Genomic DNA, 25,995 nt, shown 5'->3' on the forward strand with positions numbered 1-25,995 from the left:
GACGGTACGGCTCGGTTCCTCCGCTGTCAGCCGCTTCGCCGGTACGTCACCGGACGGTAAGGAGTGTCGGCACGGTAAGTGTTCCGTAAGGTTGAATCGAGCGCGCACCGCCGTCGGGCGGCCCTAGCGTCGGCGGTATGCCGACACAGATCGACGTGGTGCTGCCGTGCCTGGACGAGGCCGCTGCTCTGCCCGCCGTGCTGACCGCGTTGCCGCCCGGGTACCGGGCGATCGTCGTTGACAACGGGTCGCGCGACGGCTCACCCGAGGTGGCCGCCCGGCACGGGGCCCGGGTGGTGCACGAACCACGGCGCGGGTACGGAGCGGCCGTGCACACCGGGGTCGAGGCCGCCGGCACGGAACTGGTCTGCGTGCTGGACGCCGACGGCTCCTTCGCTCCCCGGGAGTTACCCGCTCTGGTCGCCCTCGTCGCCGACGGGGTCGCTGATCTGGCCGTCGGCCGTCGCCGACCGGTCGGCGCCGGGGTGTGGCCCTGGCACGCCCGGGCGGGCACGGCGCTGGTCGCCGCGCTGCTGCGGCACCGGGGCATGCCGCTGCGCGACCTCAGCCCGATGCGGGTGGCGCGCCGGGAGGCGCTGCTCGCCCTTGGGGTCACCGACCGGGCCTTCGGCTATCCGCTGGAGCTGTTGATCCGAGCCGCCGCGGCGGGCTGGCGCATCCGCGAGGTGGACGTCACCTACGCACCACGCGCTGCCGGCACCCGTTCCAAGGTCTCCGGCTCGGTACGGGGCACCCTGCGGGCCACCCGAGACTTCGCCGCCGTGTTGCGTACCGTCCGGAAGTCGCGGTGACCGTCGTACTGGTGATGGCCAAGGCGCCCGTGCCCGGTCTGGTGAAGACCCGGCTGTGCCCGCCGGTGACTCCCGTCCAGGCCGCCCTGCTGGCCGCCGCCGCGCTGCTCGACACCCTGGACGCCGTCCGGGGGACACCAGGGGTGACGCCGGTTCTGGCGTTGGCCGGACATCTCGCGGAAGCCGTGGACGGCGTGGAGCTGACCGCCGCCCTCGCCGGTTGGTCGGTTCTGCCGCAGCGCGGCACGGACCTCGCCGACCGGCTCGCGCACGCCCACCTCGACGTCGCCGAGATGTTCCCCGGCCGCTGGGTGCTGCAGATCGGGATGGACACCCCGCAACTGACCCCGGCGTCACTGGCCGCCGCCGTGCGCCGGCTCGAAGATGCCGACGCGGCGCTCGGCTTCGCCCACGACGGCGGCTGGTGGGCGCTCGGGCTGCGCGACCCCCGGCAGGCCGTGATGCTACGGGCGGTGCCGATGTCGACGCCGGTCACGGGCCGATCGACATGGTCCGCGCTGACCGGACGCGGGTTACGCCCCGTGCCGCTGCCCGTGCTGCGGGACGTGGACGACTGGTCCGACGCGCACGCCGTGGCGTCGGCGGTCCCGGACGGCCGGTTCGCCCGCCAGGTCGAGGCCGTGCGTCGCGACATGGTGGTACGCGCGTGAACGGGGACGGATTCGCCTCCGCTACGCGACCCCGCCGGAGACGTGCACTGGCTGGTGCCTGCGGACGGGCCCAGCCGCCGCCTGCCGGTGGAGCGGTGGCATCGGCAGGCCACAGCCGCGGAGGCGACGGTGGTGGCCCGCTGTGCCGGTGCCGGTGCCTGGCAGGGGCAGGCCCACGTGGAGACCGGACGACACCGGCGACCCCCTTCCGCCGGGCGTGGCTGGACCCGGATGCGATGTCAGGTGTCGCTGTGGCGGCGCGCTCGCCGATGACAACCGGGAGATCTACGAGGACATCGTGCGGCTGGCCGGTGGCCCCGGCCGGACCCGGATCGGCATCGTCACCGCCGCCGCGCCGGTGCGGGCCGAGGATCCGACGCCGGCACTCCGGACTGCAACAACGGCGACTGCTGCGCCGGCCTTTTCCGGACCTGCGGGGCGGCCGACGCCCAGTGGATCCCGATCGACCTCGACCACCCGGGCGCCGCCGGCGACCGGTACCGCTACGTCACCACGATGACACCACAGCCCGGGCGACCGCTCCGATACGTAACCGAATTCCGGCCGATACGTAACCGAATTCCGGAATCCTGCTTCTTATCCCGGGTAGGATCGGTGGTGTGGAGGCGTCACCGTTCCATGGCGTGGTGGCCTGCCTGGCCACCATGCACGGCAAACAGTGGGCGCTGCGTCCGCTGCTGCGACGACGGCTCGGGATGAGTGTGCGGGTGGCGCCGGTGGACACCGACGCGCTCGGTACGTTCACCGGCGAGGTGCGGCGGGTCGGCTCGGCGCGGGAGACCGTGGTGCGCAAGGCCCGGCTCGGGATGGCCGCGACCGGGTCCGTGGTCGGGCTGGCCAGCGAAGGGGCGTTCGGCCCGCACCCGGCGGCTCCCTGGACTCCTGCCGACGTGGAGTACGTGGCGCTCGTCGACGACCGGTCGGGTCTGACCCTGGTGGAGAGCGCTCTGAGCGTCGAGACCAACCACGGCCAGGTGGTCACCGACGGTCGGGACCGCGGCGCCGTGCTCGCGTTCCTGCGCCGGGCCGGGTTCCCGCACCACGCGGTCGTCGTCCGGCCCGCGGCCGGGCCCGGTCGGCCGGTCAAGGGACTCCGCCGGCTCGCCGACGTCCTCGTCGCCGTCCGGCGGGCCGCCCTCGACTCCGCCGACGGCACCGCCGTGCTCGGCGCGGACCTGCGGGCCCACGTCAATCCGACCAGGATGCGGGTCATCGCCGCCGCCGCCGACCGGTTGGCCCGGCGTCTCGCCACGCCCTGTCCCGCCTGTGCGGCGCCGGGATTCGGCCTGGTCGGCACCGAGCCGGGACTGCCCTGCCGCGACTGCGGCACGCCCACCGCCCACGACGCGCTGCTGGTCTCGGGATGCGGCAGGTGCGCGTACCGCTCGCGCCGGCCCGTGGGCGGCGCCGCGGACCCCGGTGCGTGCCCGGTGTGCAACCCCTGATGGGGCGTCGCCCCACTCAGTGCGACCGCATCGACGCGTTGTTCGGTGGCCGCAGGCGGCAGGCCCGCCGGGCCGGCGGTGGCAGCGCGGGCCGCACCTCGTTGAGGAGGCGGTCCGCGTCGTGCCAGATCATGCCGTGGATGCCGCAGCGGCCGGAGTGGACGGCCTGGTCGAGCAGGGGGGACCGGCGGCGCAGGGCGGTGAGCGTGGCGCGTACCCGGTCCGGCCCGCTGCCGCCCGCCAGGGAGCAGGAGGCGTGGCCCAGCACGACCAGCAGGGGTGCGCCGAGGCGCGCGACCGCGTACTCCAGACTGCCCAGCGCGGCCGGGCCGACCTGCAGGCCGGCGGTGCGGACCGCGTAGACGTCGACGCCGCCGAACACGGTCACGGCCTCGGGCTGCGGGTCGGCGCACGACAGGACCGCGGCCACCGGTGTCGCGCCGGCCGACGGGACGGGAAGGCCGCCGGCCCGGAACCGGTGGTGCCCGGCGCGTAGCCGGGCGAGGGCGAAGCTCGGGCTGGTCTGCCACACCTGCGACGGGGATCCGGTCGCGTCCATCGCTCCTCCTCGTGCCGAGCCACTGTCGTGCGTCTCACGATACACGAATTACGAATCGTGTAATACAGTGCGCGTGTCTGAGGAGGTGACGATGTCCGTCGCACTGGTTCTGGGAGTCCTGGCCGGGCCCGCATCGGCGGCGCTGTGCGCGCTGGCGGTACCCGATCCCCGTCGAGCCGCCCGGGTGGTGGGGGCGCTGCTCGCTCTCACCGCCGCCGCGGCCGCCGCGCTGCTGGCCCGGGTCGCGTACGACCCGGTGGTCCCGGCGCTCCTGCTCCGGCTCGACCCACCCGGGCCGGCGTTCTCCGTGGGGATCCGGCTCGACCGGTTCACCGCGCTGTTCGCGCTCCTCGTCTGCGGGCTGGCCGCCGTCGTCGCCGGCTACGCGCGCCGCTATCTCGACGGCGAGCCGGGCGCCCGCGCCCTGCAGGCCCGGATCGCGGCGGCCACCACGGCGACCCTGGTGATGACCACCGCGCCCAGCCTCGTGCAACTGGCCGTCGGCTGGATCGCGGCCGGGCACCTGCTCATCGGGCTCATCGGCTACTACCGGGAGCAGCCCCGGGTACGGGCGGCGGTGCGCCGTACCCGGGCGGTGTTCCTCGTCGGCGACGTGGCCCTGGTCGCCGGCCTGGCGCTGCTGGTCGCGCCGACGGGCGACGCCGACCTGGACGCGGTCCGGGCGGCCGCCGGCGACCGGCCCGGCTGGCTCCTGGCCGCCGCCGGCGGGCTGCTGCTGGTGGCCGGCGCGGTGCGATCGGCCCAGGTGCCGGCGCACCGCTGGCTGCCGTACACCCTGGACGCCCCGACCCCGGTCTCCGCCTTCCTGCACGCAGGCATGGTCAACGTCGCCGGCTTCCTGATGATCACACTGGCGCCGGTGGTGGTCGCCACACCCGGCGTGATGCCGGCGATGGTGCTGACCGGCCTCGTGACCGCGGTGTCCGGGACGGTGTTCGCCGCGGTGCGCACCGACGTCAAGGGCACCCTCGCCCGGTCCACTGTCGCGCAGATGGGCTTCATGCTCGCCCAGTGCGGGCTCGGCGCGTTCGGCCTGGCCGCCGTGCACCTGGTCGGGCACGCGGTCTACAAGGCGTACGCGTTCCTGTCCGCCGGCGGCGCGCTCCAGGCCCAGGCGCGGACCGCGGCCGCGCCCCGCCCGGTCGGCCCGCCCCGGACCCGGACCGTGGCGCTGGCCGGCGCGGCGGTGCTCGCCGCCGTGGCGCTCACCGAGCTGTCGCTCGGCGCCAGCCCGAGCGGCCTGCTCAGCGCCGTCCTGGCCGGTGCGGCCGCGCTGACCGCGGTGCGGTCGGCGCTCGCGGACCGCGAGGTGCCGGCGCGGACCGCCGTCGCGATCACCCTCGCGGCGGGCGCGCTGGCCGGCGGCTACCTGGTCGCCGGTCGGGCCGTCGCCCGGTGGCTGGGGCTGCCGACCTCGGTGACGGACGCCGGGGTGGGCGTCGCGGCGGTCACGCTGGCCCTGGTGGCCGTCGCCGGCGCGTTCCTGGTGCGCCGGCACGGCGCCGCGCTGTGGTGGTGGGCCTGGCGTGACGGCGCCGGCGCGTGGTGGCGCCGCTCCGCCGGCGTGGCGGCGGGGGAGCCGGCCGCCTGGGCCGTGACCGCCGTACGCCGCCGCGACGCGTCCGACCGGTCGGACGCCGCCCGGGTCGTCGCCGCGCTGGCCGCTGCCGGTGACCACGTCGCCGCGGTCTGGCCGCTGGACACGTTCGTGGCGGTCAACCCGCTCGCCGGCCGGGAGCGGGTGCCGTTCGCGCGGGCCACTGCCGAGCTGCGGGCGCTCGGCGGCGCGCGGACCCACCTGCCGGCCGACGAGTACCGGCGGCGGCTGCGCGACGGCGAGATCGAGCCGGCCGACCTGACCGCGGTGCTCCCCCCGGCGGCCTCGGCGCCGGTCACGCTCGGCGGACGGTCGATCACGGCCGCGGACCTCCAGGTCGCTGCACTGGCCCACCCGGTGCACGACGGACCGCCCCCGCCACCCGACCTGCTCGCCGTGGCGCGGCGCCGGCTCGCGGTGACCCGGCCCGCCGTCGAGGCCGACCCGGACCCGCTCACCCTGGCCGAGTTGCTCGACCGGGTCCTGGGTACCCGGATCGGCGCCGACGTCGACGAGCTGGTGGCCGGCTGGTGCGCGGCGCACTGCGGCCGTCCGGCCGCCCGCTGGCCGGTTCCCGGCCCGGCCGACGAGAGCTGCTGGGCGCGCTGGCGGCGGGTGGCCGGCGTCGACCGCGCGGGCGTCAGCGGCCTGCGGGCACTCGTCGCCGCGCTGCCCGCCGAGCCCGAGCGGGCAGTCGCCCTGCTCCTGCGCGCCCTCGGCGTGGCGCCGGCGGCCTGGCCGGCGTATCTCACCCGGTCCCTGCTCCGGTTGCCGGGCTGGGCCGGCTACGCCCGCTGGTCTCAGACGCGTCCCGGTGAGCGACCGGACCTGACCCCGCTGGACCTGCTCGCGGTCCGGCTCAGCTACGAGCTGGCGCTGGCCGGCACCGCCACCCACCGCCACCTCGGCGTCCCGCCGACGCTCCAAGCGGTGACCGCCGCGACGACCCCCACCGCCGCGACGCCGACCGCCGTGTCGACGCCCACCGCCGGGACGGCGGGGACCGTACCGGCCGCCGGTGCGCCGGGGACGGACGAGCCGGCGGCTCTCGCCCGGCTGGTCGCGGCGCTCGGCGTCGACGCGCCGGCCCTGGCGCTGCTGCCCGAGGAGACGGTGGCGGTGGTGCGCGACGTGGTGGCCGAGCTGTCCCCGGCGCGGCAGGCCGAGGTGTGGCTCGCCGCCGCGGAGCACGCATACCGGCGTCGGCTGCGGAACCGGCTGGACCACGGGGCGCGGCCGCGCCCACGCCGCGCCGCCCGCGTCACCCCGCTCGCCCAGGCGGTGTTCTGCATCGACGTGCGCAGCGAGGGCCTGCGCCGGCACCTGGAGGCGGCCGGGCCGGTGGACACCTACGGCTTCGCCGGCTTCTTCGGCCTACCCGTGCGCACCGTGGCGGCCGATGCCGCCCGGGGCCGGGACCGCTGCCCGGTGCTCATGCGACCGGTGGCCACCGTCGGGGAGACCGCCGACGCCACGCGGGTACGCCGCCGGCGGGCCCGGCAGGCGTGGCGCCGGGCGTTCGCCTCGGCCAAGGTCGACCCGGTCGGCGCGTTCGCCTTCGTGGAGGTCGCCGGCGTGCTCGCCACCGCCGCCCTGGCGGTGCGCGCCGTGGCGCCGGGCCGGTTCGCGCCACCCGCCGACGACACCGCGCCGACGGTGGCCGACCTCGCCGCCGCCCTGACCCTCGACGAGCAGGTCTACTACGCGGAGGCGACGCTGCGCACCGTCGGGCTGACGACCGGCTTCGCCCCGCTGGTGCTGCTCTGCGGGCACGGGGCCACCAGCACCAACAACCCCTACGCGGCCGCGCTCGACTGCGGCGCCTGCGGCGGCAACCGGGGCGGGGTCAGCGCCCGGCTGGTCGCCGCGCTGCTCAACCGGCCCGAGATCCGCGAGGCGCTGGTCGCCCGGGGGATCCACCTGCCCGCCGACACCCACGTCCTGGCCGGCGAGCACGACACCGTCACCGACGAGGTGCGCCTGTTCGATGTCGACACCGTCCCCGTCCGGCTGCGCCCGCACGCCGACGACCTGACGCGCCGGCTCGCCGAGGCGGGAGCGGGTCTGCGTGCGGAACGGGCCACCCGGCTGCCCGGCCGGCCGGGCAGCCGCCACCTGCCCGGCCGCGCCTCGGACTGGGCCCAGGTGCGGCCGGAGTGGGCGCTGGCCGGCAACGCCGCGTTCATCGCCGCGCCGCGCGAGCTGAGCGCCGGGCGCGATCTCGGCTGCCGCACGTTCCTGCACTCCTACGACTGGACCGCGGATCCGGACGCGGTCGCGCTGGAGACGATCATGACGGGCCCGCTCGTCGTGGCGTCCTGGATCAACCTCCAGTACTACTTCTCCACGGTGGATCCGCACCGCCTCGGTGCCGGCACCAAGACCGTGCACACCGTCCTCGGCGACGCGCTCGGCGTCCTCTCCGGATCCGGTGGCGACCTGCGTGCCGGGCTGCCGCTGCAGTCCGTCGACGACGGGACACGGCCGGCGCACGACCCGCTGCGGCTGCTCGCCGTGGTCCACGCCCCGCACCACCTCGTCGACACCGTGCTCGGCCGCAACCCGGCCCTGCGCCAGCTGATCGACGGCGGCTGGATGTCCCTGACCGTCATCGACCCCCGTACCGGCGAATGGAGTGACCCGGGCGGATCCCGGCGCACCACGCCGCTCCCGGCCCTCGGCCCAGAGAAGGAGTACAGCGTATGAACGAGCTCGGACTGACGCGCATGGTCAAGGTGGAGGTCGTGACCCGCGCCGACGACGTCGACGCCGTCCGGACGCTGCTGCACGCCTCCGGCGTGAGCGGTTGGACCAGCCTCAGCGGGGTCTCTGGCTTCGGCCACCACGGCACCCACGAGGGCCGGCTGCTCTTCAACGACCGGGCCGGACTCGTCATGGTGATCGCCGTGCTGCCGCTCGAGCGGGCCGAGCCTGTCGTCGTCGGCCTGCGCGACATCCTGGCCCACCGGCCCGGCGTCATGTTCGTCAGTGAGGCCTGGGTGAGCCGGCCCGAGTACTTCGGCGCCGATCGACCGGCGGGCCCGGTGACCTGAAGGGGGCGAGTCGCGTCCGGGCGGGGTGGCGACCGCCGCCCCGCCCCGCCGTGGCGGCCGGACCCGGCCGAGGAGGCCCTCGGGCACGTCCGGTCGTCCGCCGCTGTACGCACCCGGCCGACGCCCGCATCCCAGCTGATGCGCTCGTTCACGCGCGCGGCGGGTCCAGGAAGCGTTGTGCCAGTTCGGCGAGGGTGTCGGCGGTGTTGTCGACGGGCGCCGTCGGCAGCACGATGTGGCTGACGACCAGTCGCGCGAGGGATTCGGCGCCGACGGTGACTTCATCGGGAGGCACCCGGGGCAGGTGCGTGTCCGCCCACTCCCTCAGCACCGTGACGGCGGCGGCCAGGGCCAGGTCGGCGCGGGTGGTCAGGTAGGGGAGCAGGGCGTCGGTGCCCCGGGCGCTGTTGAGGACGGCTTTGACCAGCGGGTCGGTGCCGGCCTGCGTCAACACGAACGTGACCGCGGCATGGACGGCGGCTCGCACGTCGCCGCCGTGGGCGGACAACGCCTCCCGCACACCGTCCATGAACCGGTCGATCTCGCGGTGTGCGATGGCTTCGCCCAGTCCGGCCTTGTTGGTGAACTCGTTGTAGAGCGTCTGCCTGCTCACGCCCACGCGGGCCGCCACGTCGGCCATTCGTACCGCGTCCCAGCCGCGGTCGATCGCCAGGTCGCGGCCGGCCGTGATGACCGTGTCACGCAGGTGCCGGCGCGCGGTGTGGCGATAAGGCGGAGGGGCGGCCATGGTGCGTCGAGTCTATCGAGTAGACACACATGCCTTGCGTGTCTACTCAATTGACGCAGAGCCGGATATTGTCAAGCGTGGTTATCCGTGTGACAGTCGACGCAGCGCTCGACACTCCGGAGGCGGTACATGCAGACCTCGATCGATGCTCCAGCCGCCGGCTGGCGTGACGGCAAGAAGCACCTGTGGCCACTGGCTCTCCTCGTGCCGGTGCTGCCGTTTCTGGCGTACGCGTTGTGGCAGGCCGGCGCCGGACCCGCTGCCTGGTGGCTCACCCCGGCGGTGGTCTTCGGACTCATCCCGATCATCGACGTGCTGCTCGGTGACGACGGAGAGAACCCGCCCGACGACATCGCCCGGCGGTTGCAGGAGGTCCGCTACTACCGCTGGATCACGTTCCTGTTCCTGCCGGTGCAGTACGCCGCCCTGCTGCTCGGAGCATGGGTCTGGACGCGTGGCGGCCTCGGTGCCGCCGGCGCCGCCGGCCTGGTCGCCACCATCGGGATCGTCAACGGACTGGCCATCAACACCGCACACGAGCTCGGCCACAAGCGCGAAACGGTCGAGCGGTGGTTGTCGAAGATCGCCCTCGCGCCCACCGGGTACGGCCACTTCTACGTCGAGCACAACCGCGGGCACCATGTCCGTGTCGCCACACCGGAGGACCCGGCCAGCGCCAGGCTGGGGGAGAGCTTCTACTCGTTCTGGCCGCGTACGGTCTGGGGCAGCCTCATCTCGGCGTGGCGGCTGGAGATCCGCCGCTTCCGGCTGCGGCACAGGAGCCCGTGGACGCTGCGTAACAACCTGCTCAACGCCGGGCTCATGACCGTCGTGCTCTTCGCCCTGCTGATCGCTGTGTTCGGCTGGCGGCTCGTGCCCTTCCTGTTCCTGCAGGCGATCGTCGGCTTCTCGCTGCTGGAAGCGGTCAACTACCTCGAGCACTACGGATTGTGCCGCCGGCGCACCGCCACCGGCCGCTTCGAGAAGGTCGACCCACGGCACAGCTGGAACAGCGACCGCGTCGTCACCAACGTGTTCCTCTTTCAACTGCAACGCCACAGTGACCACCACGCCAACCCGCTGCGCCGCTACCAGACGCTGCGCAGCTTCGACGTCTCGCCGCGACTGCCCGGAGGCTACGCCTCGATGGTGTTGCTCGCTCTCGTTCCGCCGCTGTGGTACCGGGTGATGAACCCACGGGTTCTGGCGCACTACGGCGGCGACCTGAACCTCGCCAATCGCAACCCCCGCGCCGAGGCCCGACTGCGTCGCCGCTACGGCCGGCCCGCAGCGGACACCACAGCGGTCCACGCCGCCTGACCCGACCCGGTGTAGGTCTGACGGCACCTCTCCGTGTCAGGGCGTAGGATTTCGGTTCCTGCACGGAACGGGGCCGTGCCCGGCCGGTCGCGCCGCTTCGGCCTCGCCGGGCGCCGTGGCGTCCGGGACGAAGGGTGGACACCCCGGATGCACCAGCGGATCCTGCTGCGAGCCCGCAAGGGCCCGTTCGACGTCGTCACCGCCGAGGAGACCTACGAGCGGGACTGGATCGGCAAGAACAGCGGCAACCTGGTCTTCAGCCACGCCGCGCACAAGCTGCTGTCCACCTCGACGGCGGAGATCACCCCGTCGCGGTTCCGGACGGACCCGCGCGATGCCGACGAGATCAACGAGAAGTACGACGTCTTCGTGATCCCGCTGGCGAACGCGTTCCGCCACGACTACGTGAACCGGTTGACGTCGATGACCCGGCTGATCGAGCGGCTCAAGATCCCGGTGGTGGTGCTCGGGGTCGGGGCGCAGACCGACGTGGACGGCGACCGGGAGTACCTGCGCCCGATCGACGAGCCGGTGAAGGCGTTCTGCCGGGCGGTGCTGGACCGATCGCACAGCATCGGCGTACGCGGCGAGATCAGCGAGAACTACCTGCGGACGCTGGGGTTCTCCGCCGTCGAGCAGATCGGCTGTCCGTCGATGTTCCTGCACGGCGACAGCCTCCGGGTCGAGAAGGCGAAGGCCACCCTGGACACCGAGGATCGGCTCGCGTTCGTCATCTCGCCGTACGTCCGCGCGTTGGCCCCGATCGTCCAGCACCACCACCAGCGCTACCCGAACCTGCGCTACGTGGCGCAGGGCCTGTACACCCTCGGCACCCTGCTCTACGGCGACGCACCGAAGTTGCGCGGCAAGACCGACGACATGCCGATCCACACCTCACACCCGCTCTTCGTCGAGGACAAGGTGCGGATGTTCATGGACCCGTGGCCCTGGATGGAGTATCTCTCCGGATTCGACTTCGCCTTCGGCACCCGGATCCACGGCACCATCACGGCGCTGATCTCCGGCACTCCCGGGTATCTCCTCGCACACGACTCGCGCACCCTGGAACTGGCCCGCTACTTCGACATCCCGCACCGGTTGATGCGCGACGTGCCGGCCGACGTCGACGCCGCCCGACTCTACGAGGAAGCCGACTACACGGCCCTGAACGAGGGCCACAAGGAGCGCTTCGCGCGGATCACCGCGTTCCTCGCCAAGCACGACCTCGGCCTGTCGTTCGCCGACGGGGACAGCGCCACCCGCTTCGACGAGCAGGTCCGCCGAACCGTCTACCCGCCGGCGGTCCGGCCGGCCTCCGCCTACACGGCCGAGGAACTGCTGACGCGCATCCAATGGCTGCGGGACGAGAACCGGACGCTGCAGCAGAAGCTCACGGCACGCCGCGCGCAGCCACTGCGCGACCAGGTCAAGCAAGCGGTGGGCAGCCGGGTCCGCCGGATGCTGTCGCGCTGACCGTCGTACGCCTGCTCGGCAGCGGAATGGCCGGCGCCGCGACGGCGGCGTTCGGCGTGGCGGTGCGATCAGCCCGCCGCGAATCGCGAGAACCCTTCTTATTTCCATCGACCGGAATTACGCTCTGGGCCAGCCCCGAGGTGCATCACATCGGAGGTTCCTATGAGGACGATGACCATCCGTCGCACGACTGCACTCCGCCTGGTGTCCGGCGCACGCCGCCTGTGGATCGAGTGGTGCTGGTAACTGCCGGCCCGGCGGGCGCTCCCGGGCGCCCGCCCCTGCGGCGGTGGGCCCTGCGGTGACGGACGGGGCGGAGCGCTACGACTGCCACCGCGACCACGGGCCGTACGCCGGGGTCTCGGCCTTCCTCGGCCGGGTCGCCGCCGACCCTGACCCGGCCCGGCCGGGGAGCCGGCGCTCATCGTGCGCCGGCCCCGGTCCGGGGAGGGGAGCGGGTTCAGCAGCCCTGGCGGCGGCTGTAGATCTGGTGGCGCTCACCGGCCCATCCGATGTAGCCGACCGCCTCGACGCAGTAGTTCGCCGTACCGGTGACGGCGACCGGGCCGGCGTAATAGCTGAAGTCACCGGAATTGGTGTCCGCGCCGCCCGACCGGGTGCAGTGCGCGCCCTCGCCCGACCGCTCCGCGCAGCGGTAGATCTGCACGAAGGTCGGCGCCGACCTCCCGTACGCCGCGCCGCGGTGGTAGAAGCAGGCGCTGTTGGTGCCCCCGTTGCTGCTGTTGTAGTAGATCACCAGTTCACCGAGCCCGGACGACTGCACCTGGCTGTAGGTGATGGTCCCCGAGCAGGAGCCGGCCGCCTGGGCGGCGGGGGCGCCGACAGTCAGGCCCGCCGCGACGGTCACCAGCGCCGTCAGCGCCGAAAGCATGCGTTTCATGTACCTACCTACCCAATCCACAGTCGACTGTTCCGTAGTGGATCTTAATCAACCGGTGACCTTCGCCGTGGCCCTGATCCATAGGCAACCACCTATTGACAAACAATATTAACAATTGGACCCTGCTGAGAGAGCGCTCTCCCGTCCCCCTGTCTCCCGCGAGGTGTCCCCATGCGTCTCCGAAGAAGGCTGCTCGCCGCCGCGTCCGCCCTGCTCGCCGGGCTCACCGGCGCCGTCGTCGCTACGCCCGCCCAGGCGGTCGGACCGGCGTTGCTGCCGGTCACCGTCACCAACACCACCGGCCGCAGCGACCCGGTCCACCTCTACGTCATCGGCGTCCAGCTGTCCTCCGGCCGGCTCGGCTACGTCACCTCCGGCGGCGGATTCGTACCGTGGACCGGCGGGCAGCTCCCGCCGTCACCCGCGCCGGACGTCTCCATACCGGGCCCCGGCAACGGCGGCAGCACCACGATCCAGTTCCCCCGCGGCTTCTCCGGCCGGGCCTACTTCTCCCTCGGGCAGAAGCTCAAGTTCTTCCTCACCCCGGACGGACTGGTGCAGCCCGCGCCCTGGGCGGCCGGTGACGCGAACCGCGACATCCTCTTCGACTGGAGCGAGTTCACCTACAACGACTCCGGGCTGTGGCTCAACAGCTCCCAGGTCGACATGTTCGCGATCCCGCACGCGGTCACCGTGACCGGCGCCAACGGCGTCACCAAGCGCACCGGCGACGTGGTGGCCAACGGACGCAACGCGGTGATCGACGGGATCCGGGCGCAGCCGGGCTGGGCCGGCACCGTCCACACCCGCTCCGACGGGACCGTGCTGCGCGTCCTGGCTCCGGGCAAGGCGGCCGGGGCCGGCCTGCTCAGCACCACCTACCTGGACTCGTACATCGCGTCCGCGTGGAACGCGTACACCACGAAGACCCTGACCGTGGCGCCCTTCGCCGACCAGCCGGCCATCCGGTACTACGGCCGCACCTCGGGCAACACCATGACCTTCACCAACGGCAGCGGCCAGGTGGTCGCCTCCTTCAACCGGCCCTCCTCGGCCAGCGTCTGGGGCTGCGACGGCGACCTGCCCGCGCCGAACGACCAGGTGGTCGGCCCGATCTCGCGTACGCTCTGCGCCGCCCTCAACCGAGGCACGCTCGGCACCGTCGACACCCAGCCCAGCACGAACGCCGCCGACTTCTACCGCAGCAACCCCACCAACCAGTACGCACGCCTGATCCACGCCAACATGACCGACGGCCGGGCGTACGCGTTCGCCTTCGACGACGTCGGTGGATTCGAGTCGCTGGTGCACGACGGCGATCCCCGTTCGGCCGGACTGATCCTCAGCCCGTTCACCGGCGGTGGCGGCGGCACCCCGACCACCGGGGTGCCAGTGGTCAGCAACTGGAACAACAAGTGCATCGACGTGCCGAGCTCCAACTTCGTCGACCGCGCGCCGTTGCAGATGTGGAACTGCAACAACACCAACGCGCAGAAGTGGACGTTCAGCGGCACGGCGCTCAAGAGCCAGAACAACAAATGCATGGACGTCGACGCCGGGTCCACCGCGAACGGGGCGGCGGTGCAGCTCTACACCTGCAACGGCACCGGCGCCCAGCAGTTCACCCTGAACGCGGCCGGAGACCTGGTCAACCTCCAGGCCGGCAAGTGCGTCGACATCAAGGACTGGAACGGCAACGACGGCGCGAGGCTCCAGCTCTGGGACTGCGGGGGCACGGCCAACCAGAAGTGGCGCAAGGGCTGACCAGCCATGCGAACGGTGGCGGGGGCCGACCGCGAGTCGCTCCCGTCACCGGCACGCGACGGACGAGACGGCCGACACGACGCCGCGCACCGAGGCGTCCATCGACGTTCATCCAACAGATCGATGTGCGTAAGCTCCGCCCGGTCAGATCTGGGGAACCTACCGAGGAGGTTCCATGGATCGTCGAGCAATGCTGCGGGCCACTGTCGTCGGTGCGGGCGCTGTCGCGCTGCCGTTCACCGCGTGGTCGGCGGCGTACGGAGCCCCGGCGCAGAACGCGGCGGGCCCCTACGGCGGGCTCCAGCCCGCCGACGCCAACGGCATCCAGTTGCCGGCCGGCTTCACCAGCTCGATCGTCGCACGATCCCGTCGGACGGTGCCGGGGACGTCGTACACCTGGCACGACGCTCCGGACGGTGGCGCCGTGTTCCCGAACGGCACCGGCTGGATCTACGTGTCGAACTCCGAGGTGTCAGCCGGTGCGGGCGGCGGTGCCTCACGCCTCGTCTTCGACTCCAGCGGCACCGTGGTCGGGGCGTCGCGGATCCTCTCCGGAACCAACAACAACTGCGCCGGGGGCAAGACACCGTGGAACACCTGGCTCTCCTGCGAGGAGGTGTCCCTGGGCCGGGTCTTCGAGACGTACCCCCTCGGCGGGACCGCCGTGGCGCGTCCCGCGCTGGGCCGGTTCAAGCACGAGGCGGCCGCGGCCGACCCGGTCCGCCGGGTCGTCTACCTGACCGAGGACGAGACCGACGGCAAGTTCTACCGGTTCGTGCCGACCACCTGGGGCGACCTCTCCGCCGGAACCCTCCAGGTCTTCCGCGCCGGTACGGCGACCTCCGGCACGTTCACCTGGGCCACGGTGCCCGACCCGGACGGCTCGCCCACCCCGACCCGGCAGCAGGTGTCCGGCGCGAAGACGTTCAACGGCGGCGAGGGCTGTCACTACGCGGATGACACCGTCTGGTTCACCACGAAGGGCGACAACCGCGTGTGGCAGGTCAACCTGGCCGCCGGCACGTACGAGCTCGCCTACGACGACAACCTGGTCAGTCCGGGCACCCCTCCGCTGACCGGGGTCGACAACATCACCGGGTCCACTGCCGGTGACCTGTACGTCGCCGAGGACGGCGGGAACATGGAGATCTGCATGATCACGCCCGACGACAAGATCTCGGTCTTCCTGCGGATCACCGGACAGAGCGGTTCGGAGATCACCGGGCCGGCCTTCACCCCGGCGGGGGACCGGCTGTACTTCTCGTCGCAACGCGGCACGACCGGCTCGTCCTCCGGCGGGATCACCTACTGCGTCACCGGGCCGTTCCGCCGATGACCGGCTTCCGGCCCCGCTGACAGTGACCACGAGGTGGAGGACGCCCGGTCTTCACCGGGCGTCCTGCCGGCCGTCACGGCACGTGTCCGGTTCCTGGCGCATTGACATCGGCGCTCCGGCCACAGCAGACTGTCGCGACAACTGAACCACCGCGTGTACGTGCGGGGGAAGACCGGTCGAAATCCGGCGCTGGCCCGCAACGGTAGGCCGCCCAGAGAGATCTGCGGCGGCGAGCCCGAATACCCGTCGTACGCGTGCATCCGCTCCCCACCCGTCGTGGCCCACGGGTCGGAGTCCCGGTCGACGCGGCGTTGCCGCGGTCGTCCGGGCTTTCGACGACCGCCGGGCCGGAAAGGCGCTTCCGATGGTCGTCCGCCGAAGCCGGCACCGCCTGCTCGCGCTCCTCTGCGGCGTACTCGCCGCTCTCACCCTCACCACACCCGCCGTCGCCGCCCCCGAGCGCGCCGCCCTCACCCGCCCGGAGGCCGCCGGCGGCTGGCTCGCCCGGCAACTCGTCGACGGCGAACGCTTCGAGGCGGTCTTCGACGGTGTCGCGTACCCCGACCAGGGGCTGACCCTCGACGCCGTGTTCGCCTTCGCCGCCACCGGCGTCGCCGACGACCACGGCGCCGACGCGCTGGCCTGGGTCACCCGGCCGGACATCCGCGACGGCTACCTCGGCGACGGCGTCTCCGAGGCGTACGCGGGTGCGACCGCCAAGCTCGCCCTCGCCGTGCAGGTGCGCGGCGGCGACCCGGCCGACGTCGGCGGGGTGGACCTGATCGCCCGGCTGCGCTCGCTCCAGACGCCGGCCGGCAGGTTCAGCGACCGGTCCGCGTACGGCGACTACAGCAACGCGTTCAGCCAATCCTTCGCGCTGCTGGCGCTGGACCGTACGGCGGCCGGGGCGCCACCGGCGGCGGCTGCCTGGCTGGCCGGCACCCGGTGCCCGGACGGCGGCTACCCGCTGCTGCCCGCGCAACCGGTCTGCACGTCCGACGTGGACGCCACCGCGCTCGCGGCACAGGCGCTGCGCGCCGCGGACCGTCCGGCCGACGCCGCCGCCGGGCTGCGCTGGCTGGTGTCCGTTCAGCGTGCCGACGGCGGCTTCGCCAACGCGGGCGGCACGCCGAACGCCAACAGCACCGGCCTCGCCGCGCAGGCCCTGCGCGACGGCCACCGGCTGCCGGCCTGGGCGCGGGCCCGGGCATTCCTCGCCGGACTTCAGGTCGGCTGCGCCGGGGCGCCGGCCGACCGGGGCGCTGTCGACTTCGACGGCGGCGGCTTCGACCCGGCCACCGCACCCCGGGCGACCGCCCAGGCCGTCCTCGGTCTCACCGGGATCGGGTACGCCCGTCTGTCCGCCGTCGGCGCCGACCCCGGCGCACCGGCGCTCGCCTGCCCGTGAACCGCTTCGCCGCTCGCCCGATCACAGGAGGATCCGTGTTCCGTCATCGTTCCACAGTCCGCACCTGGCTGGCCGGTCTCCTGGCCGCCGTCGTGGCCGGCGTCGCGCTGACCGCAGTCGAACCCGCGCCCCGGGCGGCGCACGCCGCCGCCTGCGCGGGCACCTCGGGAGTCACGGTGGTCGTCGACTTCGCCACGCTCGGCGGCGGCGTCCAGGTCGCCTGTGCGCCGGGCGATCCGGCCACCGGCCTGGCCGCGCTTCAGGCCGCCGGCTTCACAGTCACCGGCACCGCCCGCTGGGGCCTGGCCTTCGTCTGCCGGATCAACGGCAAGCCCACCGCCGCGACCGAGCCGTGCGTCAACACCCCGCCGGCCACGGCGTACTGGTCGTACTGGCATGCGTCCAGCGGCGGCTCCTGGTCCTACAGCACGTCGGGGGCGACCGGCTACAACCCCGCGCCGGGCAGTGTCGAGGGCTGGTCCTTCGGCGCCGGCGCCCCGCCGAGCATCGCCGCTCCCTAGGTGTGACCGGCGGCGCACCGGGTGCCGGCAACTGCTCTGGCGTCGTCGCGCGCCCGGGCGGTACGGTGTCGGCACCCGGTGCGCCGGGCACACAACTGCATACGTCCCGCGCGGGGGGAAGCCGGTTCGAAGCCGGCGCTGACCCGCAACCGTGAGCGAGAGTCCCCCTTTCGCGAGCCGGAATGCCCCGCCCGGGACGAGCGGCTTCCACTGTCGAGGTCTACAGGGTGAAGTCCGGGCCGCCGAGGTCCGACCACCCCGCTCACCGCAGCACGCGGAGCGGGGTGTCCGTTTCTCGGGGTGCTTTCCGGAGGTTTCACCGACCGCTCTGCGAAAGGCACCCCTGATGCCCCTGTCCCGGCGTCTCACCACCGGCCTCGGTATGGCCACGGTGACGGCTCTCGCCGCGATCACCGGCGCCCCGCCGGCCGTTGTCGCGGCACCCGCCCCGGCCCACGTCACAGCCGCCCGCGAGGCCGCGTCCTGGCTGGCCGGCGAGTTCACCGACGATTCGCTGCCCGGCCCGTTCGCCCCCGAGGACTGGGGGCTGACCATCGACGGACTGGTCGCGCTGTCCGCCACCGGCGTCGACGCGCCGACCCGGCAGGCGGCAACCGCGCAGGTCGCGAGACACGTACGGTCCTACAACAGCTACGACGACTGGGGCATCGAGGGCTTCACCGACGGCGGGGCCACCGCCAAGCTGCTCTACGCCGCGGCCGCCGCCGACGCGGACCCCACCGACTTCGGCGGCTACGACCTGCGGGCGGAAACGCTGTCGCTGATCGCCACGGCCGACGCCGGGCACCAGCGGGGGCGGATCACCAGCCGTACCACCGCCGACAGCGGCCCGGACGCCAGCAACACCTTCGACCAGTCCTTCGCCGTGCTCGGCCTGGCCCGCAGTGGCGATCTGCCACAGGACACTGTGGACTTCCTGATCCGGCAGCAGTGTGCGGCAGGTGGCTTCCGGCTCTACCCGGACGCCGCCGACGGACCGTCGCCGTCCTGCGACGACCAACCCGGCGCCACCCTCGACGTCGACTCGACAGCGATGGCCGTGCAGGCGTTGCTGGCCGCCGCCGAGGACGGCGCCACCGGCGCCGGCGACGCCGCCCGCAAGGGCGCCGACTGGCTGGTCACCCAGCAGCACACCGACGGCTCCTTCGGCGGCTCGGGACCGACCACCGGCGCGAACTCCAACAGCACCGGCCTGGCCGGGCAGGCCCTCGCCGCCGCCGGCCGCGACGACGAGGCCGCCCGGGCGGCGAAGGCCCTGGCCGCGCTGCAGCTCACCGCGGGCAACGGTGGGGCGGCCTCCGCCGACGCCGGCGCGATCGCCTACAACACCGACGGGTTCACGACTGCCGCCGCGGCCGGGATCACCGACACCGACCGGGACCAGTGGCGCCGGGCCACCGCGCAGGCATTGCTCGGGCTGGCCCAGGTTCCGCTGGGCCGGATCGGCCTCGACCCGCCGCCCACGTCGAATCCCACCCCGACCGGCACGGCCTCGCCCACCGCGCCCGCCACGCCCACCGCGTCTCCCACGCTCACCACGTCGCCTCCGCCGACCGGCAGCGCCGGCCCGACGCCGAGCGTGACCAGTCCTCCGGCGACACCCGCGCCCACGACCGCGGCGCCGACCACCGCCGCTCCGCCGATCACCACCCCGGCCGCGTCAGGGCTGGGCGGGCTGCCGACCACCGGCGCGGCGATCGGCAGCTACCTGCTGATCGCGCTGCTGCTGATCGGTGGCGGAGTGACACTGCTCGTGCTCGGCCGACGGCGGGCGGGATGAGCCTCCGCGCCGCCCGCGGTGCGCTGGCCGTCGCCCTGGTCACCGCGGGCACCACGATCGGACCGGGCGGTCCTGCGGTGGCCGCCGGGTCGGCCGGATACTGCCCGGACGCCTCCGGGGTGACAGTCGTGGTGGACTTCAACGAACTCGGCGGCGGAACGGTGGTGCGCTGCGCGCCGGGCGCCCAGGCCAGCGGCCTCGCGGCGCTCAAGAACGCGGGCTTCCCGATCACCGGAACCCTGCGCTGGGGTGAGGGGTTCATCTGCCGGATCGACGGCAAGCCGTCGGCCGCGACGGAGAAGTGCGTCGACACGCCGCCGGCGAGCGCCTACTGGTCGTACTGGCACGCGCCGAACGGCGGCAGCTGGACGTACAGCGACAAGGGTGTGCTCAACCGCAAGCCGGCGGCCGGCAGCTTCGAGGGCTGGTCGTTCTCCCTCAACCGCAACGGCGATGACGCGCCTCGTCCCGGCGTCGCGCCGAAACGCCCCGCCCCTCCACCGCCGCCACCACCGCCCCCTCCGCCGCCGCCCACGGGCGGCGGGCCGGCGGTGCCACCACCGGCGGGAGGAACCGTCGCACCGCCGCCGGTCGCCGGTGGCCGGCCCGGCGAGCCCACCCGGCCGGCCGGCACCTCCGGCTCGCCGGTCTCCGTCAGCCCGCCGGCCTCCGCCGGCGCGTCACCGGCGGCCGGTACGCCGACCCTGGCGGCGACGCCGGGTGCCGCCACCGGAACGGCACCGCAGGGCTCCTCCGACGAGCCGGTGGTGACAGATGTCGCCGCGTCCCGTGACGACGGCGGCCTGCCACCGGGCACGATCGCCGGGGTGCTGCTCGCCGTGCTCGCCACCGGCGCGCTGGTCGCGGCCCGACGGCGGCGTGCCGCCGGCCCGGATGACTGACGCCACGGGCACCGGGTCGCGGACGGCTGACGCCGGCCGGCTGCCGGGCCGGCGGCCGGTGTGGTGGCTACCCCGAGGGCTGCACCCGGGCGCATGGTGGCTGTGGGCGCTCGGCCTGGCCACCGCGGCCAGCCACACCACGAATCCGCTGCCGCTGGCCCTGCTCGTCGCCGTCGCCGGTCTGGTGGTGGTGCGCCGCCGGGGCGACGCGCCGTGGGCGTTGGCGTTCCGCATGTACGTCTGGCTCGGCGCGGTGATCGTCACGATGCGCGTCGTGTTCCGGATCGTGTTCGGCGGCGGCCAGGGCGAGCACATCCTGGTCCGGCTGCCGGAGATCCCGCTGCCCGAGTGGGCGGCGGGTATCCGCCTGTTCGGACCGGTCGCCGCCGAGCAGATCCTCGGTGGCTTCTACGACGGGCTGCGGCTGGCGACGATGCTGATCTGCCTCGGCGCGGCGAACGCCCTGGCCAACCCGAAACGGCTGCTCAAGGCCGTACCCGGAGCGCTGTACGCGGTCGGCACCGCGATCGTGGTCGCGTTGTCGGTCGCCCCGCAGCTGGTGGAGAGCGTGCTACGGGTCCGCCGGGCCCGTCGGCTGCGCGGCGCGTCCGGCCGGGGGATGCGGGCGCTGCGCGGTGTCGCCCTGCCGGTGCTGGCCGACGCGTTGGACCGGTCCCTGGCCCTCGCGGCGGCGATGGACTCCCGCGGTTACGGCCGCACCGCGGCGGTGCCCGCCGGGCAGCGAACCGTCACCGGCGCGCTCGTGCTCGGCGGGCTGGTCGGCGTGTGTGCCGGCACCTACGGGCTGCTCGACACCGCCGCACCCGGCTACCTGGGGCTGCCGATGCTCCTGGCCGGACTGACCGCCGCCGTGACCGGCATGCTGCTCGCCGGCCGCCGGGTCCGCCGCAGCCGGTACCGACCGGACCGCTGGCGCCCGGCCGAGCTGCTCGTGGCCGGCTGCGGGGTGGCCGCCGCGGCACTGACCATGCTCGCCGGCTCGGTGGACCCGGAACTGCTCTACCCGCCGGTCAGCCCGCTCACCTGGCCCCAGCTGACCCCGCTGATGCTTCTCGCCGTGGGCGTCGCGGCGGCACCCGCCTGGCTGGCGCCGCCACCACCGCCGACGGCACGTGCCGGACGCCCGCCGGCGGTGGACCGGCCGTTCCCCGTCACGGACGTGCCGGCAGACGGAGGACGCGCCGCGACGGCGACGACACCGGGAGACCGTCCATGATCATTTTCGACCGGGTCACCGTCCACTACGCCGAGGGCGGCCCGCCGCCGTTGCGGGACGTGACGCTCCGCATCGAGGAGGGTGAACTCTGCCTGGTCGCGGGCCGTACCGGCGCCGGAAAGTCGACGCTGCTGCGGGCGATCAACGGCCTCGTCCCGCACTTCACCGGCGGCACCCTGCACGGCGCCGTCACCGTCGACGGCAGGGACACCCGCACGCACCCGCCGCGCGATCTCGCCGACGTCGTCGGCGTGGTCGGCCAGGACCCGCTGGCCGGGTTCGTCACCGACACCGTCGAGGAGGAACTGGCGTACGGGATGGAGCAGCTCGCCCTGTCACCCGCGGTGATGCGCAAGCGGGTGGAGGAGACCCTGGACCTGCTCGGCATCGCCGACCTGCGTGACCGGCCTCTGCGGACGCTGTCCGGCGGGCAGCAACAGCGGGTCGCCATCGGCGCGGTGCTCACCGCGCACCCCCGGGTGCTGGTGCTCGACGAACCCACGTCCGCGCTGGACCCCACCGCCGCGGAGGACGTGCTCGCCACCGTCACCCGGCTGGTGCACGACCTCGGAGTGACAGTGGTCCTGGCCGAGCACCGGCTGGAGCGCGTGCTGCAGTACGCCGACCGGCTGCTGTACCTGCCCGGCGATGGCCACGTCCACGACGGGACACCGGCGACCGGGCTGGCCCGCATCGACATCGCGCCACCCCTGATCGAGCTGGGTCGCCTCGCCGGCTGGACACCGCTGCCGCTGTCGGTCCGTGACGCCCGCCGACGGGCGTCCGACCTGCGGCACCGGCTCGCCGGCGTGGCGCCGCCGCCGGTCCCGGCGGGCGCGGACACCGGTCCCGCGCTGACCGCGCGGAAGATCGTCGTACGGTATCCGGGGACCGTCGCGGTGGCCGGTGTCGACCTCGATCTGCGCGCCGGACGGGTCGTCGCGTTGATGGGCCGCAACGGATCCGGCAAGTCCAGCCTGCTCTGGGCGGTGCAGGGCAGCTGCCCCCGCCACGGCGGCACCGTGGCCGTGACCGGGCCGCAGGGCACCGTCGACCCGAAGGCCCTGCCGGCCGGTCAGGCCCGCCGGCACGTCGGCCTCGTCCCGCAGAACTCCGGCGACCTGCTCTACCTGGAGACCGTCGACGCGGAGTGCGCCCAGGCCGACCGGGAGACGGACGTGCCGGCCGGCACCTGCCGGGCGCTGGTGGACCAGCTCGTCCCCGGACTGCCCGGTGACCGGCACCCCCGGGACCTGTCCGAGGGACAGCGGCTCGCCCTCGCGCTCGCCGTGCAGCTCACCGCCGCTCCGCCGGTGGTCCTGCTCGACGAGCCGACCCGCGGCCTGGACTACCACGCCAAGCGGCAGTTCACCGCCGTCGTCCGGATGCTGGCCGGCGACGGCCGGGCCGTGGTGGTCGCCACCCACGACGTCGAACTCGTCGCGACCCTCGCCGATCGGGTGATCGTGATGGCCGAGGGGGAGATCGTCTCCGACGGCACCACCGCAGAGGTCATGCTGGCCTCGCCGGCGTTCGCGCCGCAGGTGGCCAAGGTTCTCGCCCCCGCACCCTGGCTGACAGTGGAACAGGTCGCCGCCGCGATCAACGCGACCGGGGCACCGGCATGAGTGTCCTGCGGGTCGCCCCGCGTACCGCTGTGGTGCTGACCCTCGCCTCGGCCGCCGCGCTGGCCACCTTCACCTGGCCCTTCTTCGTCCCCGCACACCCGGAGACCACCGCCCGCACCGGCGAGGCGCCGCTGGTCTTCATCGTCATGCTGCCGGTACTCGTGGCGCTCGTCCTCGCCGAACTCACCTCCGGCGGTATCGACAGCAAAGCCCTGGCGATGCTCGGCGTACTCGCCGCCGTCAACGCCGCCCTGCGCCCCCTGGGTGCGGGGACCGCGGGCATCGAGACGGTGTTCTTCCTGCTCGTCCTCGCCGGCCGGGTCTTCGGACCCGGGTTCGGGTTCCTGCTCGGCGCCACGTCGCTGTTCGCCTCCGCCCTGCTCACCGCCGGCGTCGGGCCGTGGCTGCCGTTCCAGATGCTCTGCGCCTCCTGGATCGGCCTCGGCGCCGGCCTGCTCCCGGCCCGGCTGCGCGGCCGCGCCGAGGTCGCCGTCCTGGCCGGGTACGGGGTTCTCGCCGCCTACGGCTACGGCCTGCTGATGAACCTGTGGTTCTGGCCGTTCAGCGTCGGCGCGGACACCCAGCTGTCCTACGTCGCCGGCGCCCCCGTACTGGAGAACCTGCACCGTCTCGCGCTGTTCACCGCCGTCACCTCCACCTTCGGCTGGGACACCGGCCGCGCGATCACCACCGCCGTGGCGATCGTCCTCGCCGGTCCGGCCGTCCTCGCCGCGCTGCGCCGCGCCGTCCGGCGGGCCGCGTTCGGCGCGCCGGTCACCTTCGCCACGGCGTGCGACCCGCCCGCGCCCCGGGCGGGCGGCGACGACGTGACCACGCCCGGCGTCCCGCTGTCGTCCTCGCGTCAGGACGGAGACGTCGTGACCGGGCACGCGCTCGGATCAGCGGCGGATCAGGCCGAGTTCGGTGGCGGAGGCGACGGCCGCGGTGCGTGAGTCGACGCCGAGTTTGGCGTAGATGCGGGCCAGGTGGGACTTGACGGTGCCTTCGGTCAGGTGCAGGCGGGTGCCGATGCTGTGGTTGGACAAACCGTCGGCGACCAGGGCGAGAACCTCGGTCTCGCGTCGGGTCAGGGCGGTGCCCGGCGTGCGCAGCCGGTTCATCAGCCGGTTCGCGACGGTGGGCGCCAGCGTGGTGCGTCCGGCGGCGGCGGTGCGGACGGCGGCAGCCAGGTCTTCGGGTGGGGCGTCCTTGAGGAGGTAGCCGGTGGCACCGGCCTCGATGGCGGGCAGTGTGTCGGCGTCGGAGTCGTAGGTGGTGACGATCAGCACGCGCGGCGCTTCCGGGCGGGCGGTGATCCGGGCGGTGGCTTCGGCGCCGCCCATGCCCTTCCCGAACTGCAGGTCCATCAGCACGACGTCGATGTCGCCTTCGCCTGCACGGGTGACGGCCTCCTCGGCGGTGGCGGCTTCGGCCACGACGACGAGGCCGGGTTCGGTTTCCAGCACGGCGCGCAGCCCGGCCCGTACGACCGGGTGGTCGTCGGCCAGGAAAAGGCGGACGGGGACGTCGTCGGTCACGGGCGGCCCTCGGGCTCGGTCCTGCTGGGCGGGGTGAGGGGAAGCTCGGCGGTCAGGGCGGTGCCGTGGCCGGGCGCGGATTCGACGGCCAGGGTGCCGCCGAGGGCGTTCATGCGGGCGCGCATGGCCGTCAGGCCGAAGCCGCCGCTGTCGACGTCGGGGGCGGGCAGACGGTCGGGGTCGAAGCCTTGCCCGTTGTCGACGACGTGAAGGGCGATGCGGTCGCCGAGACAGCTGAGGGTGACCTCGGCCGTGGTGGCCCGGGCGTGGCGGACCGTGTTCGCGAGGGCGGACTGGGCGATACGCAGGAGCGCCACCTCGTGGGCGGTCGACAGCGATACGGGGGCGCCGACGAGGTGGAAGCGGGCGGCGATGCGGTGGCGGGCGCTGGTGGTGGTGCACAGGCGTTCCAGGGCGCCGGCCAGGGTGGTGCCTTCCAGGGTGGGCGGGGTGAGTGCGGCGACGAAGCGGCGGGCCTCGGCGAGGTTGTCCACGGCGACCTGGCGGGCCGCGTCGACGTGGCCGGAGGCGGCACCGGGCCGGCCGGGCAGGGCGCGCTCGGCGGCGCGCAGCAGCAGCTGGATGCTGGACAGGCCCTGGGCGAGGGTGTCGTGGATCTCGCGGGCCAGACGCTCGCGTTCGGCGAGTACGCCGGCCGTGTGCTCGGCCCGGGCCAGGTCGGCCCGGGTGGCGGTGAGTTCCTCGATCAGCTGCCTGCGCTGTTCGCTCTCCCGATACAGGGCCTGATATCCCCACACCACCCCGACGGCGACGGCGGCGCCGAGCGCGGGACCGATCACCGTGGCCGCGGTGAAGGAGCCGGTGTGGGCACCGAACCCGGCGACGGCCGCCGCGGCGGTGGCGATCACGGCAGCCAGGCTGGCGCGGCGCGGCAGCAGGTGGAGCTGGAGGAAGTACAGCGGGAAGGCCACCCAGATCGCATCGGGGGACAGGCCCAGCAACACCAGCCACGCGGCGCCCACGGCGGCCAGCCACCAGGCGGCGGCCCACCGCGAGCGGCGGATGCGGGGGAGGAGCGGCCCGATGGCGTACGCCAGGGCGCACGCCACCGACGCAGCGACGATGAATCCGGCGCGGGGCCGGTCGTCGGCCACCGCCCGGCCTGCGGCCAGGACGAGCAGGCCGATGATCAGCAGGTGCAGGCACCAGGCCAGGGCTCGGGTGGTCGGGGTCAGGGCAGGGGCAGCGGTGCTCACAGTGCGTCCCACGTTACCGAGG

21 protein-coding genes and 2 riboswitches are annotated in these 25,995 nt (G+C 74.0%); of the genes, 16 read left to right on the forward strand and 5 right to left on the reverse strand.

The window, feature by feature from the left end:
• The first annotated feature begins 137 nt into the window (after nt 1-137).
• The 3 genes from BFV98_RS00500 to BFV98_RS00510 all read left to right on the forward strand — a co-directional run bounded on the left by BFV98_RS00500 (nt 138) and on the right by BFV98_RS00510 (nt 2,949).
• Entirely contained in the window at nt 138-812 is a 675-nt protein-coding gene (locus tag BFV98_RS00500) for a glycosyltransferase family 2 protein (RefSeq protein WP_071094350.1), read from the forward strand.
• The gene (locus tag BFV98_RS00505; RefSeq protein WP_030268161.1) at nt 809-1,483 is read left to right on the forward strand and encodes a DUF2064 domain-containing protein; all 675 of its coding nucleotides are present in this window, start codon (nt 809-811) and stop codon (nt 1,481-1,483) included. Before BFV98_RS00500 ends, BFV98_RS00505 begins: the two co-directional genes overlap by 4 nt.
• Before the next feature lie 620 nt (nt 1,484-2,103).
• The gene (locus BFV98_RS00510) at nt 2,104-2,949 is read left to right on the forward strand and encodes a DUF6671 family protein (protein ID WP_013476258.1); all 846 of its coding nucleotides are present in this window, start codon (nt 2,104-2,106) and stop codon (nt 2,947-2,949) included.
• A 16-nt stretch (nt 2,950-2,965) separates the two neighbouring features.
• Here BFV98_RS00510 and BFV98_RS00515 read toward each other — a convergent pair whose 3' ends face one another.
• Entirely contained in the window at nt 2,966-3,508 is a 543-nt protein-coding gene (locus BFV98_RS00515; protein ID WP_071094352.1) for a carbonic anhydrase, read from the reverse strand.
• Nucleotides 3,509-3,599: 91 nt separating this feature from the next.
• Here BFV98_RS00515 and BFV98_RS00520 point away from each other — a divergent pair, with 91 nt between their 5' ends.
• On the forward strand, nt 3,600-7,832 hold the full coding sequence (locus BFV98_RS00520) for a putative inorganic carbon transporter subunit DabA (RefSeq protein WP_071094354.1): 4,233 nt from the start codon (nt 3,600-3,602) through the stop codon (nt 7,830-7,832).
• The gene (locus BFV98_RS00525; RefSeq protein WP_030268168.1) at nt 7,829-8,179 is read left to right on the forward strand and encodes a DUF190 domain-containing protein; all 351 of its coding nucleotides are present in this window, start codon (nt 7,829-7,831) and stop codon (nt 8,177-8,179) included. The genes BFV98_RS00520 and BFV98_RS00525 overlap by 4 nt, the downstream gene beginning before the upstream one ends.
• A 148-nt stretch (nt 8,180-8,327) precedes the next feature.
• Here the strand turns inward: BFV98_RS00525 and BFV98_RS00530 are convergent, their stop codons facing one another.
• Entirely contained in the window at nt 8,328-8,927 is a 600-nt protein-coding gene (locus BFV98_RS00530; protein WP_071094356.1) for a TetR/AcrR family transcriptional regulator, read from the reverse strand.
• A 129-nt stretch (nt 8,928-9,056) separates the two neighbouring features.
• On the opposite strand from BFV98_RS00530, the gene BFV98_RS00535 reads away from it, so the two are divergent.
• Nucleotides 9,057-10,247: an alkane 1-monooxygenase gene (locus BFV98_RS00535; RefSeq protein ID WP_071094358.1), complete on the forward strand. Its 1,191-nt coding sequence runs from the start codon at nt 9,057-9,059 to the stop codon at nt 10,245-10,247.
• Nucleotides 10,248-10,394: 147 nt separating this feature from the next.
• On the forward strand, nt 10,395-11,720 hold the full coding sequence (locus tag BFV98_RS00540) for a polysaccharide pyruvyl transferase family protein (RefSeq protein WP_071094360.1): 1,326 nt from the start codon (nt 10,395-10,397) through the stop codon (nt 11,718-11,720).
• 460 nt (nt 11,721-12,180) lie between these two features.
• On the opposite strand, the gene BFV98_RS00545 is transcribed toward BFV98_RS00540, so the two are convergent.
• Nucleotides 12,181-12,621, reverse strand: coding sequence for a hypothetical protein (locus BFV98_RS00545; protein ID WP_013287086.1), 441 nt, complete (start codon nt 12,619-12,621; stop codon nt 12,181-12,183).
• 171 nt (nt 12,622-12,792) lie between these two features.
• Here BFV98_RS00545 and BFV98_RS00550 point away from each other — a divergent pair, with 171 nt between their 5' ends.
• The 9 genes from BFV98_RS00550 to BFV98_RS00590 all read left to right on the forward strand — a co-directional run bounded on the left by BFV98_RS00550 (nt 12,793) and on the right by BFV98_RS00590 (nt 24,171).
• Entirely contained in the window at nt 12,793-14,385 is a 1,593-nt protein-coding gene (locus BFV98_RS00550; protein ID WP_030268178.1) for a beta-1,3-glucanase family protein, read from the forward strand.
• A 175-nt stretch (nt 14,386-14,560) separates the two neighbouring features.
• On the forward strand, nt 14,561-15,721 hold the full coding sequence (locus tag BFV98_RS00555; protein WP_013476266.1) for an alkaline phosphatase PhoX: 1,161 nt from the start codon (nt 14,561-14,563) through the stop codon (nt 15,719-15,721).
• A 129-nt stretch (nt 15,722-15,850) separates the two neighbouring features.
• Nucleotides 15,851-15,987: riboswitch (cobalamin riboswitch) on the forward strand.
• A gap of 98 nt (nt 15,988-16,085) precedes the next feature.
• Nucleotides 16,086-17,129, forward strand: coding sequence for a peptidase (locus BFV98_RS00560; protein WP_071094362.1), 1,044 nt, complete (start codon nt 16,086-16,088; stop codon nt 17,127-17,129).
• Between the two features lie 35 nt (nt 17,130-17,164).
• The gene (locus BFV98_RS00565; protein WP_013287082.1) at nt 17,165-17,650 is read left to right on the forward strand and encodes a hypothetical protein; all 486 of its coding nucleotides are present in this window, start codon (nt 17,165-17,167) and stop codon (nt 17,648-17,650) included.
• 114 nt (nt 17,651-17,764) lie between these two features.
• A riboswitch (cobalamin riboswitch) is annotated at nt 17,765-17,838 on the forward strand.
• A 158-nt stretch (nt 17,839-17,996) separates the two neighbouring features.
• A complete protein-coding gene (locus BFV98_RS00570; RefSeq protein WP_071094364.1) occupies nt 17,997-19,451 on the forward strand; it encodes a prenyltransferase/squalene oxidase repeat-containing protein in 1,455 nt (484 codons plus the stop codon).
• Nucleotides 19,448-20,353: a hypothetical protein gene (locus BFV98_RS00575; RefSeq protein WP_071094366.1), complete on the forward strand. Its 906-nt coding sequence runs from the start codon at nt 19,448-19,450 to the stop codon at nt 20,351-20,353. The genes BFV98_RS00570 and BFV98_RS00575 overlap by 4 nt, the downstream gene beginning before the upstream one ends.
• Complete coding sequence (locus BFV98_RS00580) at nt 20,346-21,590, forward strand: CbiQ family ECF transporter T component (protein WP_071098700.1); 1,245 nt, start codon at nt 20,346-20,348, stop codon at nt 21,588-21,590. The genes BFV98_RS00575 and BFV98_RS00580 overlap by 8 nt, the downstream gene beginning before the upstream one ends.
• On the forward strand, nt 21,587-23,218 hold the full coding sequence (locus BFV98_RS00585; protein WP_071094368.1) for an ABC transporter ATP-binding protein: 1,632 nt from the start codon (nt 21,587-21,589) through the stop codon (nt 23,216-23,218). Before BFV98_RS00580 ends, BFV98_RS00585 begins: the two co-directional genes overlap by 4 nt.
• Nucleotides 23,215-24,171, forward strand: a complete 957-nt coding sequence (locus tag BFV98_RS00590; RefSeq protein ID WP_071094370.1) for an ECF transporter S component — start codon at nt 23,215-23,217, stop codon at nt 24,169-24,171. Before BFV98_RS00585 ends, BFV98_RS00590 begins: the two co-directional genes overlap by 4 nt.
• On the opposite strand, the gene BFV98_RS00595 is transcribed toward BFV98_RS00590, so the two are convergent.
• The gene (locus BFV98_RS00595) at nt 24,118-24,756 is read right to left on the reverse strand and encodes a response regulator transcription factor (protein WP_071094372.1); all 639 of its coding nucleotides are present in this window, start codon (nt 24,754-24,756) and stop codon (nt 24,118-24,120) included. The genes BFV98_RS00590 and BFV98_RS00595 overlap by 54 nt on opposite strands.
• Nucleotides 24,753-25,973 (reverse strand): sensor histidine kinase, encoded by a 1,221-nt coding sequence (locus tag BFV98_RS00600; RefSeq protein ID WP_071094374.1) that lies wholly within the window; start codon nt 25,971-25,973, stop codon nt 24,753-24,755. Before BFV98_RS00600 ends, BFV98_RS00595 begins: the two co-directional genes overlap by 4 nt.
• Nucleotides 25,974-25,995: the final 22 nt, after the last annotated feature.

It is taken from the genome of Micromonospora sp. WMMB235, from assembly GCF_001855515.1.
Taxonomy (GTDB): Bacteria; Actinomycetota; Actinomycetes; order Mycobacteriales; family Micromonosporaceae; genus Micromonospora; species Micromonospora aurantiaca.

Coding starts and splice junctions, on each gene's coding strand:
- BFV98_RS00515 (WP_071094352.1), bottom strand. CDS start 3,508: ATGGACGCGACCGGATCCCCGTCGCAGGTGTGGCAGACCAGCCCGAGC.
- BFV98_RS00520 (WP_071094354.1), top strand. CDS start 3,600: ATGTCCGTCGCACTGGTTCTGGGAGTCCTGGCCGGGCCCGCATCGGCG.
- BFV98_RS00555 (WP_013476266.1), top strand. CDS start 14,561: ATGGATCGTCGAGCAATGCTGCGGGCCACTGTCGTCGGTGCGGGCGCT.
- BFV98_RS00585 (WP_071094368.1), top strand. CDS start 21,587: ATGATCATTTTCGACCGGGTCACCGTCCACTACGCCGAGGGCGGCCCG.
- BFV98_RS00580 (WP_071098700.1), top strand. CDS start 20,346: ATGACTGACGCCACGGGCACCGGGTCGCGGACGGCTGACGCCGGCCGG.
- BFV98_RS00550 (WP_030268178.1), top strand. CDS start 12,793: ATGCGTCTCCGAAGAAGGCTGCTCGCCGCCGCGTCCGCCCTGCTCGCC.
- BFV98_RS00590 (WP_071094370.1), top strand. CDS start 23,215: ATGAGTGTCCTGCGGGTCGCCCCGCGTACCGCTGTGGTGCTGACCCTC.
- BFV98_RS00560 (WP_071094362.1), top strand. CDS start 16,086: ATGGTCGTCCGCCGAAGCCGGCACCGCCTGCTCGCGCTCCTCTGCGGC.
- BFV98_RS00575 (WP_071094366.1), top strand. CDS start 19,448: ATGAGCCTCCGCGCCGCCCGCGGTGCGCTGGCCGTCGCCCTGGTCACC.
- BFV98_RS00535 (WP_071094358.1), top strand. CDS start 9,057: ATGCAGACCTCGATCGATGCTCCAGCCGCCGGCTGGCGTGACGGCAAG.
- BFV98_RS00540 (WP_071094360.1), top strand. CDS start 10,395: ATGCACCAGCGGATCCTGCTGCGAGCCCGCAAGGGCCCGTTCGACGTC.
- BFV98_RS00545 (WP_013287086.1), bottom strand. CDS start 12,621: ATGAAACGCATGCTTTCGGCGCTGACGGCGCTGGTGACCGTCGCGGCG.
- BFV98_RS00530 (WP_071094356.1), bottom strand. CDS start 8,927: ATGGCCGCCCCTCCGCCTTATCGCCACACCGCGCGCCGGCACCTGCGT.
- BFV98_RS00570 (WP_071094364.1), top strand. CDS start 17,997: ATGCCCCTGTCCCGGCGTCTCACCACCGGCCTCGGTATGGCCACGGTG.
- BFV98_RS00500 (WP_071094350.1), top strand. CDS start 138: ATGCCGACACAGATCGACGTGGTGCTGCCGTGCCTGGACGAGGCCGCT.
- BFV98_RS00525 (WP_030268168.1), top strand. CDS start 7,829: ATGAACGAGCTCGGACTGACGCGCATGGTCAAGGTGGAGGTCGTGACC.